General features: G+C 66.3%; 13 protein-coding genes. 7 read left to right on the top strand and 6 right to left on the bottom strand.

Translation table 11 applies throughout. From position 1 onward, the window contains the following. Positions 1–67 precede the first annotated feature (67 nt). The 5 genes from IB274_RS27800 (at position 68) to IB274_RS27780 (ending at position 4,620) form a co-directional block, all read left to right on the top strand. Positions 68–589 (top strand): ATP-dependent zinc protease, encoded by a 522-nt coding sequence (locus IB274_RS27800; RefSeq protein WP_192436022.1) that lies wholly within the window; start codon positions 68–70, stop codon positions 587–589. 66 nt (positions 590–655) lie between these two features. Then, on the top strand, positions 656–1,345 hold the full coding sequence (gene creB, locus IB274_RS27795; protein WP_192436021.1) for a two-component system response regulator CreB: 690 nt from the start codon (positions 656–658) through the stop codon (positions 1,343–1,345). Continuing rightward, positions 1,345–2,760: a two-component system sensor histidine kinase CreC gene (creC, locus tag IB274_RS27790; RefSeq protein WP_192436020.1), complete on the top strand. Its 1,416-nt coding sequence runs from the start codon at positions 1,345–1,347 to the stop codon at positions 2,758–2,760. The genes creB and creC overlap by 1 nt, the downstream gene beginning before the upstream one ends. A 109-nt stretch (positions 2,761–2,869) precedes the next feature. Beyond that, complete coding sequence (gene creD, locus IB274_RS27785) at positions 2,870–4,312, top strand: cell envelope integrity protein CreD (RefSeq protein WP_192436019.1); 1,443 nt, start codon at positions 2,870–2,872, stop codon at positions 4,310–4,312. Positions 4,313–4,323: 11 nt separating this feature from the next. Continuing rightward, the gene (locus IB274_RS27780; protein ID WP_081519652.1) at positions 4,324–4,620 is read left to right on the top strand and encodes a hypothetical protein; all 297 of its coding nucleotides are present in this window, start codon (positions 4,324–4,326) and stop codon (positions 4,618–4,620) included. A gap of 291 nt (positions 4,621–4,911) precedes the next feature. On the opposite strand, the gene IB274_RS27775 is transcribed toward IB274_RS27780, so the two are convergent. Together IB274_RS27775 and IB274_RS27770 are read right to left on the bottom strand one after the other, a co-directional pair. Beyond that, a complete protein-coding gene (locus IB274_RS27775; RefSeq protein WP_192436018.1) occupies positions 4,912–5,535 on the bottom strand; it encodes a glutathione S-transferase family protein in 624 nt (207 codons plus the stop codon). Positions 5,536–5,566: 31 nt separating this feature from the next. Further along, positions 5,567–6,526 carry an SMP-30/gluconolactonase/LRE family protein gene (locus tag IB274_RS27770; RefSeq protein ID WP_192436017.1) on the bottom strand — a complete coding sequence of 320 codons (960 nt, stop codon included), beginning with the start codon at positions 6,524–6,526 and terminating at the stop codon, positions 5,567–5,569. A gap of 81 nt (positions 6,527–6,607) precedes the next feature. Here IB274_RS27770 and IB274_RS27765 point away from each other — a divergent pair, with 81 nt between their 5' ends. Continuing rightward, positions 6,608–7,465, top strand: a complete 858-nt coding sequence (locus tag IB274_RS27765) for a protein phosphatase 2C domain-containing protein (RefSeq protein ID WP_192436016.1) — start codon at positions 6,608–6,610, stop codon at positions 7,463–7,465. Positions 7,466–7,585: 120 nt separating this feature from the next. On the opposite strand, the gene IB274_RS27760 is transcribed toward IB274_RS27765, so the two are convergent. The 3 genes from IB274_RS27760 to IB274_RS27750 all read right to left on the bottom strand — a co-directional run bounded on the left by IB274_RS27760 (position 7,586) and on the right by IB274_RS27750 (position 11,683). After that, positions 7,586–9,994, bottom strand: coding sequence for a TonB-dependent siderophore receptor (locus tag IB274_RS27760; RefSeq protein ID WP_192436015.1), 2,409 nt, complete (start codon positions 9,992–9,994; stop codon positions 7,586–7,588). Positions 9,995–10,220: 226 nt separating this feature from the next. After that, on the bottom strand, positions 10,221–11,183 hold the full coding sequence (locus tag IB274_RS27755; RefSeq protein ID WP_192436014.1) for a FecR domain-containing protein: 963 nt from the start codon (positions 11,181–11,183) through the stop codon (positions 10,221–10,223). Next, on the bottom strand, positions 11,180–11,683 hold the full coding sequence (locus IB274_RS27750) for an RNA polymerase sigma factor (RefSeq protein ID WP_401088583.1): 504 nt from the start codon (positions 11,681–11,683) through the stop codon (positions 11,180–11,182). The genes IB274_RS27755 and IB274_RS27750 overlap by 4 nt, the downstream gene beginning before the upstream one ends. 187 nt (positions 11,684–11,870) lie before the next feature. Here IB274_RS27750 and IB274_RS27745 point away from each other — a divergent pair, with 187 nt between their 5' ends. Further along, complete coding sequence (locus IB274_RS27745) at positions 11,871–12,623, top strand: glutathione S-transferase family protein (protein WP_192436012.1); 753 nt, start codon at positions 11,871–11,873, stop codon at positions 12,621–12,623. Here IB274_RS27745 and IB274_RS27740 read toward each other — a convergent pair whose 3' ends face one another. Then, positions 12,624–13,499: a LysR family transcriptional regulator gene (locus IB274_RS27740; RefSeq protein WP_192436011.1), complete on the bottom strand. Its 876-nt coding sequence runs from the start codon at positions 13,497–13,499 to the stop codon at positions 12,624–12,626. It abuts the gene before it with no gap. Between the last annotated feature and the right edge of the window lie 57 nt (positions 13,500–13,556).

Raw genomic sequence — 13,556 nt, 5'->3', positions numbered from 1 at the left:
CGGGTATGGCGAACCAATGGCCGCCGTGCTAGTCCTATGCGACATATTCCACCCCCGGAGATTCCGCGTGAAACGCGTCCTCGCCCTGCTTTCCCTTATTGCGCTCCCCGGCCTCGCACTGGCCGCAGACGCCAAGCTGTACGGCCGCTACGAATGGGTCAGCCTGCCTGAACTGAACCAGACCCTGCAGGCCAAGATGGACACCGGCGCCTACACCTCGTCGCTGTCGGCCAAGGACATCCAGATATTCCAGCGCGACGGCGAGGACTGGGTGCGTTTCAAGCTGGCCACCAAGGATGGCGGCGACTCGGTGTACGAGCACAAGCTGTCGCGCATCTCGAAGATCAAGAACCGCTCTGACGGCGCGGGCGATGAGGACGAAGAAGCTTCCACTCCCGGCCTAAGCCAGCGTCCGGTGATCGAGTTGCCGGTGTGCCTGGGAGGCGACCAGCGCACCATCGAAGTCAACCTCACCGACCGCAGCCACTTCAACTACCCCTTCCTGATGGGCGCCAAGGGCTTGCGCAAGTTCCACGTCGCCGTCGACTCGGGCGAGCGTTTCGTCGCCGGCAAGCCGAGCTGCTCCTGATCCTCGATTGACGCGGCGCGGGGCATGATGGACCCTTCTGCGGACCATCCCGGGAATCGGAATCCCATGCCCCACATCCTCATTGTCGAAGATGAAGCCGCCATCGCCGACACACTGCTCTATGCCCTGCAGGCCGAAGGTTTCGAGACCACCTGGCTGAACCTCGCCGGCCCCGCCCTGGAACGCCTGCAGGGTGAGGTGTTCGACCTGGTCATTCTCGATGTCGGCCTGCCCGACATCAGCGGCTTCGAAGCCTGCAAGCAACTGCGGCGCTTCTCCGAGGTGCCGGTAATCTTCCTGACCGCGCGCAACGCCGAGATCGACCGCGTGGTGGGACTGGAGATCGGCGCCGACGACTATGTGGTCAAACCCTTCAGCCCGCGCGAAGTCGCCGCCCGGGTGAAGGCCATCCTCAAGCGCACCGCGCCGCGTGAAGCGCCGGCCACGGCACCTGCCAACAACGGCCCGTTCGAGGTGGACGAGGAGCGCTTCCAGATTCGCTACCACGCCCATTCGCTGGCCCTGACCCGCCACGAATTCCGACTGCTGCAAGCATTGCTGGCGCGCCCCGAGCGCGTCTTCAGTCGCGAGCAGTTGCTCGATGCGCTGGGCGTCGCCGCCGATGCCGGCTATGAGCGCAACGTCGACAGCCACATCAAGAGCCTGCGCGCCAAGCTGCGCCAGGTCGCCCCCGCCGCCGAACCGATCCAGACCCATCGCGGCCTGGGCTACAGCTACGCGCCGGACAAGGCCTGATGCGCCTGTCGCTGCGGATCTTCCTGGTCTACTTCTTCTTCGTCGGGCTGACCGGCTGGTTCGTCCTGCGCACGGTGATGGACGAGATCCGCCCCGGCGTGCGGCAGTCCAGCGAAGAGACGCTGGTGGATACCGCCAACCTGCTCGCCGAGATTCTCCAGGCCGACGTGAAGAGCGGCACCCTCGACCAGAGTCGGCTGCCCGACATGCTCCGCGCATACGGCGCGCGCAGCCCGCAGGCGGACATCTGGGGCGTGAACAAGACCGCGGTGAACCACCGCATCTACGTTACCGACGCGCGCGGCGTCGTCCTGCTGGACTCCCTCGGCAAGGCGGTAGGCCAGGATTATTCGCGCTGGAATGACGTCTATCGGACCCTCAACGGCCAGTACGGGGCGCGCTCCAGCCGCGAGTCGGCGGACGATCCGGAGTCCTCGGTGATGTACGTCGCCGCGCCGATCCGCGACGGCGACAAGATCATCGGCGTGGTCTCGGTCTCCAAGCCCAATCGCACGCTGCAGCCCTACATCGACCGCTCGCAGCGGCGCCTGGCCTGGCTCGGCGCCGGGCTGATCGTGCTCGGCCTGCTGGTGGGCGCGGGGCTGTCCTGGTGGCTGAGCCGCTCGCTGGATCGCCTGACCCGCTACGCCCAGGCGGTGAGCGAGGGCCGCCGCGCGGAGCTGCCGAAATACCGGGGCGGCGAGATGGCGCAGCTGGCCGGCGCGGTGGAGCACATGCGCGTGCAGCTGGAAGGCAAGGATTACGTCGAGCGCTACGTGCATACCCTGACCCACGAATTGAAGAGCCCGTTGGCGGCAATTCGCGGAGCCGCGGAACTGCTCGAGGGCGAGATGCCCGCCGATCAGCGCGCGCGCTTCGTCGCCAACATCGCCGGGGAAAGCGAGCGCCTGCAGCAACTGATCGAGCGCCTGCTGAACCTCGCCCAGGTGGAGCAGCGCCAGGGGCTGGAGGAGCATGTGCCGGTGGCGTTGCATGAGCTGGCGAATGAGCTGATCGATGAGCGCATGGCTCGTGTGCAGGACGTGCAACTGGAGAATGCGATTCCACCGCAGGCAAGCGTGGTGGGTGAGCGTTTCCTGCTGCGCCAGGCGTTGGGCAACCTGCTGGACAATGCGCTGGATTTCACCCCGGCCGGTGGCGTGATTCGCTTCGTTGCGCAGCCTGACGGCGATGGTTGGCGCGTGGAGTTGTTCAACCAGGGCGAAGCGATTCCGGAGTTTGCCCTGCCGCGCCTGACCGAGCGCTTCTATTCGCTGCCGCGCCCGGTGAGTGGGCGCAAGAGCACTGGTCTTGGCCTCAACTTCGTCGCTGAGGTGGCAGCGCTGCATGGCGGTGAGTTGCGCGTGGAGAACGTCGAGGGCGGCGTGCGCGCGAGCCTGCTTTTGCCCTTGTAGGAGCGAGCCGAAGCCACATAAAACCCACACACTCTCCACACTTCGCCCCGAGCGCCCCCACGTACGGGCCCCAGGCTTGCCCCGTCGTCCACCTACGGAGAAGCCTTCGATGAATCGCCACCTCGGCATCAAGCTCGGCGCCATTGCGCTGCTGATCGTCCTCTTGCTGATACCCCTACTGATGATCGACGGCCTCGTAGACGAGCGTCAGAACTACCGCGACGAAGTCCTGCAGGACATCGCCCGCAGCGCCAGCTACAGCCAGCAGCTCACCGGCCCGCTGGTGGTCGTGCCCTATACCCGCACCATCCGTGGCTGGCGCCTGGACAAGGCGAGCCAGCAGCGCGTGCTGCAGGAGCGCGAGGTGCGCGGGCGGCTGTACTTCCTGCCGGAAGTCTTCAGCCTCGATGGGCAGATGCGCACCGAGCTGCGTCATCGTGGCATCTACGAGGCGCGGCTGTTCCACGCCGACAGCCAGGTCAGCGGCAGCTTCGTCCTGCCGGCCAACTACGGCATCACCAGCGACCTGGGCAGCTACCGTTTCGACGACCCGCTGCTGGCGGTGGGCATCAGCGACGTGCGCGGCATCGAGAACGCACCGAAGCTGAAGGTCGGTGACGAACTGCGCGACTTCCAGCCGGGCACCCAGAGCCAGTTCCTCGGCAACGGCGTGCATGCGGTGCTGCCACTCAAAGCCAGCGATCACGAACAGCGATTTGACTACGCCTTCGAACTGTCGCTGCTGGGCAGCAGCCGCCTCGACATCACCCCGGTCGGCCGCGACAGCCAGGTCAACCTGGTCTCGGACTGGCCGCACCCCAGCTTCGGCGGCGAGTTCCTGCCCACCGAGCGCAGCGTCAGCGACCAGGGCTTCAGCGCCCGCTGGCGCACCAGCTTCTTCGCCACGAATCTGGAGGACCAGCTGCGTGCCTGCACTGCGCCGGCCCAGGCGGATGTCGCCGACGCGGTCGAAGCGGTCGATGCGGATGCCTTCCGCGTCAACTCCGCCGAGTGCAACGAGTTCGGCCAGCACCGCTTCGGCGTGGCGCTGGTGGACCCGGTGGACCAGTACCTGAAGACCGACCGCGCGGTGAAGTACGCGCTGCTGTTCATCGTCCTCACCTTCGCCGGCTTCTTCCTCTTCGAAGTGCTCAAGCGCCTGTCGGTGCACCCGATCCAGTACGCCCTGGTGGGCATGGCGCTGGCGCTGTTCTACCTGTTGCTGCTGTCGCTCTCCGAGCATGTCGGCTTCGAGCTGGCCTACCTGCTGTCCGCTGGCGCGTGTGTCGGGCTGATCGGCTTCTACCTCTGCCATGTGCTGCGCAGCCTGTGGCGCGGAGCCGGGTTCAGCCTCGGGCTGGCCGGGCTCTACGGGATGCTTTACGCGCTGCTCAGTGCCGAGGACTACGCGCTGCTGATGGGTTCGCTGCTGCTGTTCGGCGTGCTCGGCGGCGTGATGGTCCTGACCCGTCACCTGGACTGGTACGGCATCGGCAAGCCCCGTGGCGATGACCTGGAATTTTCCCTGGAAGACGTGCGCGCGGCGCGCTGAGGAGAATGGATATGCCTAACCTGATGCGTTTTTCTCTGTGCCTGTTCGCCGGCCTTCTGGTGAGTGGCCTGTGCTTGCCGGTGCTGATGCTGCTCGGCCGCTTCGACTGGATCGCTCTGCTGGTGGCCACCGGCAAGCCGCTGGCGCACCTCGCGCTCTTGCTGCCGGGCGAACTGTGGACGCAACTCACCGGAGTCGAGGATGCGGCGAACAATCCCCATGTGCGCTCCTTCCTGGAGATGTGCATGGGCGTGGCACAGCTCGGCCTGCTGCTGGCGTTGCCGATCTACCGACTGGGGAAGAAGTGATGAGTGCCTGGAGCGGATTGCGCGAGGAGCGTGAAGTGGGGCGGCGGCTGGCGCAGCGGATCGCCGGGTTGTTCGAGCAGGGCTTGAGCGGCGAGTGGTGCGTGATGAGCGCTTTCAGCGACGAGTGGTGCGGCGCGGCTTGTGCGAGACGAAGTTCTGGCGCGCTGGCTATGCCCTCACCCCAACCCTCTCCCATAGGGAGAGGGAGCTGGGCGGTGCCGGCTGGAGAGTGTGGCCTTCGCCTGAACGTTCGATAGATCGAAGCTGGCGTTGTTCTCTGTAGCGGGAGCTTCAGGCCGGCACCGTGGCCTGCATCGAAGGCCGCTGGCTGACTTCGGCGAACCACTTGGACAGCTGCGGATACTCGGCGCGCCAGTCCCAGTGCGGCTGGCGGAAGTCCAGGTAGCCCAGGGCACAGGCCACGCCGATGGCAGCAATGTCGAAGCGCCCGGCGAGTTCGGCGTGGGCAGGGCCGTCGAAGTAGGCGAGGGTGCGGACGATCTTCAACTGCTGGTTGTCCAGCCATTTATCCCAGTGTTTTTCCTGTGGGCGCATGGCGGTTTCGTAGCGGATCAGCACGGCCGCGTCGAGCACTGCGTCGGCCAGCGAAGCAAGAGTGAGACGACGCCAGCGCGCTGCGCCCTCGCGGGGAATCAGCGGTTCGCCGGCGTGCTGTTGGTCGAGGTATTCGAGGATCACCCGGCTGTCGTTCAGGGTCTGGCCGTCGGCCAGGCGCAGCGCGGGAATCTTGCCGGCGGGGTTGTCGTGCAGTACGCCGGCGTCCGGCGCGATGGGCGTGTGGACGGCGGCGTACAGCTCCACGGAGTCCACCTGGCCGGTCTCGTGCAGCAGGACCATGACCTTGCGCACGAAGGGCGAAGCGGCGGCGTGGAACAGGACGGGGCGGGTACTCATCGGCAGCAACTCCTGGGGTTCGGTCATCGGTTCAATCGCGGATCAGCACCAGGCGATCGGTGCCGGATTCGGCCCCCCACACCTCGCCGGGCCGGCCAAGCAATTGGCGGACATTGGCGTTTGCGTGGTCGCTGGGGAAGGCCGTGAATGTCTCGCTCTGCGGGTCGAAGCGCAGCAGCGCATTCGCGGAAAAATCGCTCAGCCACACCTGGTCCATGGCATCGACGTAGACCGCATAAGGCTGCGGATGATCGCCCGGCAGTTTCCAGGTTTTCCACTGGTTGTCGCTGGGGTCGAAGCGTGCGAGGCTCCCGGCGTTCCACTGGCTGACCCAGAGCCGCCCCACGGAATCCGCCCACAGGCGGCGCGGGCCGCCATCCTTGCTCGGTGCATCGAAGGCGGTGGCGCTGCCCTGGATGCCGTCGATCTGGCCGATGTAATTACCTGCCAGCGAGGCGTACCAGACGCCGCCATCCGGAGCCACGGCGATGCCATACGGGCCCTTGCCGCGCGGCGCCGGCCAGACCTTCAGGTCGCGGCTGTCCGGGTTGAGACGGCCGTAGAAACCGTTCTGCCCGGTGAACCACAGCACGCCGTCGTCATCGAATACTGCAGTGTTGAGGTTGGCGTCGGCCGCCTCCTTGGGCAGCGGTATGACTTCCACCCCCAGGCGTTGTGCATCCACGTGGACGATGGCGTTCTGGCCGCTGTCGGTGATCCAGGCGTCGCCGTTGCCATCGGCGATCACGCCATGGGGACTGGAGCCCTTGCCCAGGCTGATCTGCTCGGTCTGCTCGGTCTGCCCGGTCTGCGGATCGAGCCGGCCGAGCACGCCGAGCTTCTGCGCGGTGTACCAGACCTTGCCGTCCTCGGTGGGCGCCACATCGTGCGGGCCGGAGTCCTTGGGCAGGTCGAAGTATCTCACCTCGGCGGCATGGGCGCCGGTGGCCAGCAGCAGGCTGGCGAGGAACAGCGGCAGGACGCGAAGCATGGGGCTCTCCTTGGCAGAGTCCGGATTCAGGTGAGACTGTACGCCGGTCAGTGTGGCCGACGAAACGAAGGAGAGCGGCTTGTGACGACGATTTCCGTACGTGGGGCGGCCTGCCGCCAGGGTTCGCCGGTGAACGACGATGCCATCGGCTACACCGCGCAGGCGGCCTGGGTGCTGGATGGCGCGACCAGTCTCGGGCAGGGATTGGTGGGCGGCGAGAGCGATGCGCGCTGGCTGGCGCAGAGCGCCAATGCGCACCTGCAGCGTCTGCTGGAAGAGCAACCGTTTCGGCCGACCGGCGACCTGCTGGCGCAATTGCAGGCGGGCATCGCCGCGGATTTCCAGCGCGACTCCGGCGTGGCCGCAAGCCTGGATCTCAACTTGCCCACCGCTTGCCTGAGCCTGCTGCGGGTGCTGGGCGATGGCTCGCTGGAGCTGCTCAATCTCTGCGACACCAGCATCCACCTGGCCTGGGACGATGGCCGTGTGGAGAGCTTCGGCGATACGCCGCTGGAAGAGATCGATCGCCAGTCGGTGCACCGCCTGCTGGCGCTACGCGAGGCGAATCCGGGCTGGAGCCACGCGCAACTCTGGCAGGCCAGTCGCGAATGGGTGCGGCGCAACCGCGCGCTGGCCAATACACCGGAAGGCTACTGGTGCCTCGACCCGAGTGAGCGCTGGATTCCCCACGTGCAGCGCCGGGTGCTCGACCCCGCGGGGCTGAAGGCGTTCATGCTGGTGAGCGATGGCTTCGACCGGCTGCTGGATTTCCGCCAGTACGATCTCGACGCGCTGTTCGCGGCGTTGCCCGAGCGTGGCGTGGAGGCGCTGATCGATGACCTGCGCGCGCTGGAAAGCGCCGATGACCAGGCGCTGGAGTATCCGCGGCTGAAGATCCACGACGATGCGAGCGTGGTGTGGGGAGAGGTGGTGCGCTGAGCAGGGGCCCGCATTGCGCGGGCCGTCGACACCGTAGGGCGAATAACCTGGAACAGGTTTTCCGCCGTTGTTTCGGCGGATAACGCTGGCGCGTTATGCGCCCTACGAGAGCCTGTTACGTCAGAACTTGTAATTGACGCTGGCGACCACGTTACGGCGGTCGCCGTAGTAGCAGTAGAAGCCGTCGCAGGTGGAGATGTATTCCTTATCGAATACGTTGTTGGCATTCAGCGCGACGTTCAGGCCATTGAGGCTGTTGTCGAGGCGGCCGAGGTCGTAGTGCACCGCGGCGTCGTAGACGGTGTAGGAACCTGTGTCGCCGTCCGACTTGTCACGTACGTAGCCCATGCTGCCGATGGCGATGTTGTGGGTCTCGCCGACGTAGCGGGTGCCGAAGCCCAGGCCGAAACCGTCGAGCAGGCCGTCATGCCAGGTGTAGTCGGCCCACAGCGAGGCCTGGTTTTCCGGGGTGAGCGGCAACGGACGGTTCTTATCCAGCGGGTTGGCGACCTTGGTCATCTTGCTGTTGGCGTAGGTGTAGGCGGCGGTCACCTTGAGGTTCTCGGTGACATTGCCCACCGCTTCCAGCTCGAAGCCACGGACCTGCGCCTCGCCTACCGGGCGGCTGATGAAGTCGCTGCCGGTGAGGACGATGTTCTTGCGGGTCAGGTCATAGACTGCGGCGCTGAGCATCAGGTCGGTGCCCACCGGCTGGTACTTCACGCCCAGTTCGACCTGTTTGCCGGTGCTCGGCTCGAAGGCCGCGCCGTTGGTCCCGCCGGCTTCGGTCTGGAACGACTCAGCGTAGGACACGTAAGGCGCCACGCCGTTGTCGAACACGTAGCTGAGCGCCGCATTGCCGCTGAAGTTGCTGTCGCGGCGGGTATCGGTAGCGCCATCGGCGTTATAGAACTTCGAACCGGTGTGGGCCCAGTCCTGGCGGCCGCCGAGGGTCAGGCGCCAGTTGTCCAGGGCGATCTGGTCCTGGGCGTACAGGCCCGTGTCGCGCATCTTCTGGTTGTAGTCGTTGTACGCGGTGTAGACGACGTTGCTGAAGTCCTGGCCGTAGATCGGCTTGCTGATGTTGCTGGTCGGCGCGCTGCCGTACAGCCACTTGTAGTTGGTGTTGGCGCGCTGGTGGTCCAGGCCCAGCAGCAGGGTGTGCTTGAGCGGGCCGGTGGAGAAGTCGGCCTGCAGGTTGTTGTCGATGGCGAACTGGCTGATGTCCTCGTCGACCACGTTGGCGCCACGGGACAGGGTGCCGTCATCGGCTACCGAGGTCGCGCTGCCGCCGGCGGTGATGCCCTGGAAGGACAGGTCGCTCTTGGTGTAGCGCAGGTTCTGGCGGAACTGCCAGACGTCGTTGATGCGGTGCTCGAAGGCGTAGCCCAGGGCGTAATAAGTCTTGTCGTAGAACTCCCAGTCCGGGTCACCCAGGTTCTCGTGGTACTTCACCTCGCCGGCGGGAGTCGACAGCTTGGTGCCCTGCAGCGGCAGGAACTGGCTGGTGATGCCGGTATCGTCGCGGTTGAACTGCGAGAGGAAGGTCAGCTTGGTGTCTTCGTCGAAGTTCCAGGTCAGGCTCGGGGCGATGTTGTAGCGCTTGTTGTCGACGTGATCGACCTGCGTGTTGCTGTCGCGCACCACACCGCTGACGCGGTAGAGCAGGTTGCCGGCGTCGTCGACCTTGCCGGTGCTGTCGAAGGAAATCTGCTTGTGTTCGTAGCTGCCGACCTGCAGCTGCACTTCGTGGCTGCTCTCGGCCTCGGGACGGCGGCTGGTCATGTCCAGCAGGCCGCCGGGCGGGGTCTGGCCGTACAGCGAGGATGCCGGGCCGCGCAGCAGGGCGACGCGCTCCAGGTCCCAGGTTTCCAGCTTGGGCATCACGTAGGAGCCCTTGGGCAGCGGCAGGCCGTCGAGGAATTGTGTCGGCTCGAAGCCGCGAACTTTCAGCCATTCGGCGCGGGTGTCGTTGCCGTAGCTGCTGGCGATTACGCCGGGCATGTAGCGCACCGCGTCGTCCAGGCTCTGCACGTTGCGGTCCTGCATCTGCTCGCGGGTGGCCACGGAGATGGAGCGCGGGGCTTCCAGCAGCGGGGTATCCGTTTTGGTGCCGGCGCGGGTGCGGGTGGCGAGGTAGCCGACGGCGGGGCCGTCCGGGTCTTCCTGGGTGCCGCTGATGGTGGTGGCGGACATCGACAGGGTGTCGCTCGGCACCGGCCGCAGGCTGTAGCTGCCCGATTCGCTTTCCACCAGTTCCAGCCCGCTGCCCTGCAGCGCCTGGCGCAGCGCGCCGGCGGCATCGTAGCGACCCTGCACGGGGTGCGCGCTGCGGCCCTGGGCCAGCGCCGGGTCGAGGCTGAGCGACAGGCCGGCTTGGGCGGCGATGCGGTTGAGGGTGCTGGCCAGCGGGCCGGCGGGGACCTGGTAATCACGCACGGCTTCGGCGGCGATGGCCGAAGTGGTGGCCAGCAGGATGGCGGTGGCTAGCAGGCAGGGGCGGAGCGACAGTTCGAACGGGCGGCGCATTGAAAACGACTCCTGAATGAAAACGTTTCTCGATGCCTCCTTGCCGGACGAGATTCAAAAAGTGATAGGGCTGCGTGGAAAATTTTTTCCGGATGTACGCAGTGGTTGATGCGAACGACTTTTCGTAGGATCGAGGGGGACGCCTAGTTCTTGCTCGCGAACCCGCTTGATGCCTGTGCTTCGGGGAGACTCTGTTCGCGAGCAAGCTCGCTCCTACTGGGGCATCTCAGCGACGTGGCACCACGCGGGACCACCACTGCCCGTGCTTCTCGATGCGCACCGGCAGTGTCGGCTCCAGCGAGCTGAGCGCCAGGTCGATGTTCTTCAGCGGGAAGCTGCCGGTGATGCGCAGGTCCGCCAGCGTCGGGTCCAGCGCGAGGTAGCCGGGGCTGTAGCGCGCCAACTGGTCGATCAGTTCGCCCAGACGCACGTTGTCCACCACCAGCATGCCGTGGGTCCAGGCATCGGCGGTGGCGCTATTGGCCTCCAGCGTGCCGAAGCCATTGGCGCGCACGCGCACTTGCTGGCCCTGGTTGATCACGCGTTCGTCCGGCAGTTGCTCGGGGCGTGCGGCCACGGCCGACTGCAGGACGTTCAGCAAGGTGCTGTCGCCGTCGTCGCGTTCCACCAGGAAGCGCGTGCCGAGGGCACGCAGGCGGCCTTCGTCGGTTTCGACGATGAACGGGCGGCTGTCGCCGTGGGCGGTTTCCACCAGGATTTCGCCGCTGAGCAGGACGATGCGCCGCTGCTCGGCGTCGAAGCGCACATCGACTGCGGTGCGGCTGTTGAGCACCAGCCGGGTGTTGTCCGGCAGACGCAGTTCGCGCTGCTCGCCGGTGGCGGTGACCAGGTCAGAGAAGGCATAGCGCACCGGCGTGTAGCGGTTGCCGATACCCAGCGCCAGCGCACCGACCAGCAGCAATGATAAGCCGGTGCCGGCGAGGCGGCGGACCTTGCGCCGGGATTCGCCCGACGAGCGCAGCAAGGCGTTGCGCGCGGCCTTGGGCGTGGCGCCGGCGAGGCTGCGGTCGAGCATTCCCAACTGGCTCCAGGCGCGGGCGTGTTCGCTATGGGCCGAATGCCAGCGGGCGAAAGCAGCCTCATCGTCCGGGCGCGATTCGCCGGAGCCCAGGCGCAGCTGCCAGCTGATCGCCTCGTCCAGTATCTGCAGGGAAACCGGTCCCTTCACGTCGGCTCGCCGTACAGCGCGATGTAGCACTGGCGCAGGCCCTGGGCGATGTACTGGCGCACCCGCGGTACGGATACGCCCAGTTGCTCGGCGATCTCTGCGTGCCCCAGGCCGTCCAGGCGGTTGAGCAGGAAGGCGCTGCGTGCGCGGGTGGACAGCTTGCCCAGCAGGCGGTCGATCTCGCGCAGGTCCGCAAGGATCAGGCAATGCTCCTCGGCGGAAGGCTGCACCGCTTCGGGCAGGCATTTCAGTTCGTCGAGGTAGGCCTGTTCCAGCGCAACGCGGCGCCAGTGATCCACCAGCAGGCCCTTTGCCACGGTCACCAGGAAGGCACGGGGTTCGCGCAGGGAGGGCAGCTCGCGACGACCGAGTACGCGGACGAAGGTGTCCTGGCTCAGGTCTTCGGCGCGCTGCGCACAGCCCAGGCTGCGATTCAGCCAGGCATTCAGCCAGTCGCGGTGATCGCGATACAAGGCGCCAACGAGTTCGCCGCTACCCATCTGGATGGCCGACAAGCTACTCCCCCGATGATCCCGAATGGGATCAAGTTCAAAAACGATAACTATTCGCAAATGATCGCAAAGTGCAGTCACCCGCGCAATCGGCACCCGTCGGCTTTTGCTTCCGGTCGCTCGCTTTATGGCGTCGTTCTACAATCGGACGACCTTTGTCGCGGAACGCCTCGCCATGTCCGACCCCGTGCTGATCATCGGCTCCTTCCTCTCGCCCTATGTGCGCAAGGCGCTGGTCCTGCTGGAAATGAAAGGCGTGGATTACCGCATCGACTCCGTCGTGCCATTCTTCGGCAACGAGGCATTCGAGCGCCTGAGCCCGCTTCGCCAGGTGCCGGTTCTGGTGGACGGCGAACTGGTGCTGAACGATTCCTCGGTGATCTGCCAGTACCTGGAAGAGCGTTATCCACAGCCGGCGCTGTACCCGGCGAATATTGCCGAGCGCGCCCGCGCGCGCTGGATCGAGGAGTTCGCCGACAGCCGCATGGGCCAAGTGGTGATCTGGCAACTGTTCGACCAGTTGGTGATCGGCCGCGGCGTTTGGGGCCGCGAGCCGGACGCGGCGTTGCTGGAGAAGACCTACCAGCAGGACCTGCCGGCCGTGTTCGATTACCTGGAGGCGCAGTTGCCGGAAAGCGGCTGGTTGTTCGGCGAGCTGTCCATCGCCGACATCAGCGTCGCCTGCTTCATGCGCAACGCGCAGATCACCCGCTACGAGCTGGATGCCCAGCGCTGGCCGAAACTGGCGGCCATGCTCGCGGCGGCCTTCGCGTTGCCGGCGTTCCAGAAGCTCAACCAGTTCGAGCGTGCCATCGCCCGCACGCCCATCGCGCAGCAGCGCGAGGCGCTGATCGCCGCAGGAGCGCCGGTCAGCGAGGTCAGCCACATGCGCGAACAGCCAGTGCGCGGGCCGATGAGTCGCAGCTGATCAGGCCTGCTGCAGGAAGCTCCAGAGTCGCTGCGCGACCGGGCCGTGGGCGCGGTCGCGTAGGCGCGCGGCGACCAGCTCTTCGCGACGGCCGGGCAGGTGGGGGCCGCTGAGATCGCGCAGGCGACCGTCGGCCAGTTCCTCGGCAATCAGGTGGCGCGGCAGATGGCCCCAGGCGAGGCCGTGCAACACCAGCTCCTTCTTCATCGCCTGGTCCGCCACCGTGCATTGCGGCGCACCTTCCAGGGTGAAGAAGTCCACCGGCGGCGAGTGCCGGGCGCTGTCGCGCATCACGCATTGGGTGAGCGAACGCAGGTGCTCCGGGCGGAGGTCCGTGGTGTCCGTCAGCAGCCCCGGCGCTATCACCGGGATGAAGTCCACTTCGCCCAGGTCCAGCCACTCCAGGCGCGGGTCGGCCTTGTCCACGCGGTGCAGGATCAGCTCGGCCTCGCCATCGAGCAGCCGCTCCAGCGGGCCGCTGACACTTTCGAAGTACAGCTGTAGGCGCGTACGGGGCTGAGTGGCGAAGAAGCGCGCGAGCTTTTCCAGCAGGGCAGGGCGCGGGCAGAAGTCGCCGAGCACCACCCGCAGTTCACTTTCCTCGCCGGCTGCCAGGTGCGCAGCGTGGTCTCGCAGGCTGCCCAGTTCGCGCAGCAGGCCCTGGGCGCGGCGGTGGAAGGATTCGCCGGCGGCCGTCAGGGCGACGCGATAGCCACTGCGATCCAGCAGCTCGAATCCGAGCTGACGCTCCAGGCGGGCAACTGCGGCGAAAACCGCCGGATGCGAACGGTGCAATTGCTGGGCTGCAGCCTGGAAGCCACCGGATTCGACCACCGCGTCGAAGCACTGCAGGTCGTGAAGGGTGAAATCGTGCATGTCAGCTTTCCTGACAGAGATGGTTCGCTCTTTGTAATTTCTTCCCGAGTCCGCCGC

The sequence above is a fragment of the Pseudomonas sp. PDM18 genome, from assembly GCF_014852585.1.
In the GTDB taxonomy this organism is placed as follows: Bacteria; Pseudomonadota; Gammaproteobacteria; order Pseudomonadales; family Pseudomonadaceae; genus Pseudomonas.
This window is presented reverse-complemented; position numbering and strand designations above follow the sequence as displayed.

Coding starts and splice junctions, on each gene's coding strand:
- IB274_RS27740 (WP_192436011.1), bottom strand. CDS start 13,499: ATGCACGATTTCACCCTTCACGACCTGCAGTGCTTCGACGCGGTGGTC.
- creC (WP_192436020.1), top strand. CDS start 1,345: ATGCGCCTGTCGCTGCGGATCTTCCTGGTCTACTTCTTCTTCGTCGGG.
- IB274_RS27780 (WP_081519652.1), top strand. CDS start 4,324: ATGCCTAACCTGATGCGTTTTTCTCTGTGCCTGTTCGCCGGCCTTCTG.
- IB274_RS27770 (WP_192436017.1), bottom strand. CDS start 6,526: ATGCTTCGCGTCCTGCCGCTGTTCCTCGCCAGCCTGCTGCTGGCCACC.
- creD (WP_192436019.1), top strand. CDS start 2,870: ATGAATCGCCACCTCGGCATCAAGCTCGGCGCCATTGCGCTGCTGATC.
- IB274_RS27745 (WP_192436012.1), top strand. CDS start 11,871: ATGTCCGACCCCGTGCTGATCATCGGCTCCTTCCTCTCGCCCTATGTG.
- creB (WP_192436021.1), top strand. CDS start 656: ATGCCCCACATCCTCATTGTCGAAGATGAAGCCGCCATCGCCGACACA.
- IB274_RS27750 (WP_401088583.1), bottom strand. CDS start 11,683: ATGGGTAGCGGCGAACTCGTTGGCGCCTTGTATCGCGATCACCGCGAC.
- IB274_RS27760 (WP_192436015.1), bottom strand. CDS start 9,994: ATGCGCCGCCCGTTCGAACTGTCGCTCCGCCCCTGCCTGCTAGCCACC.
- IB274_RS27775 (WP_192436018.1), bottom strand. CDS start 5,535: ATGAGTACCCGCCCCGTCCTGTTCCACGCCGCCGCTTCGCCCTTCGTG.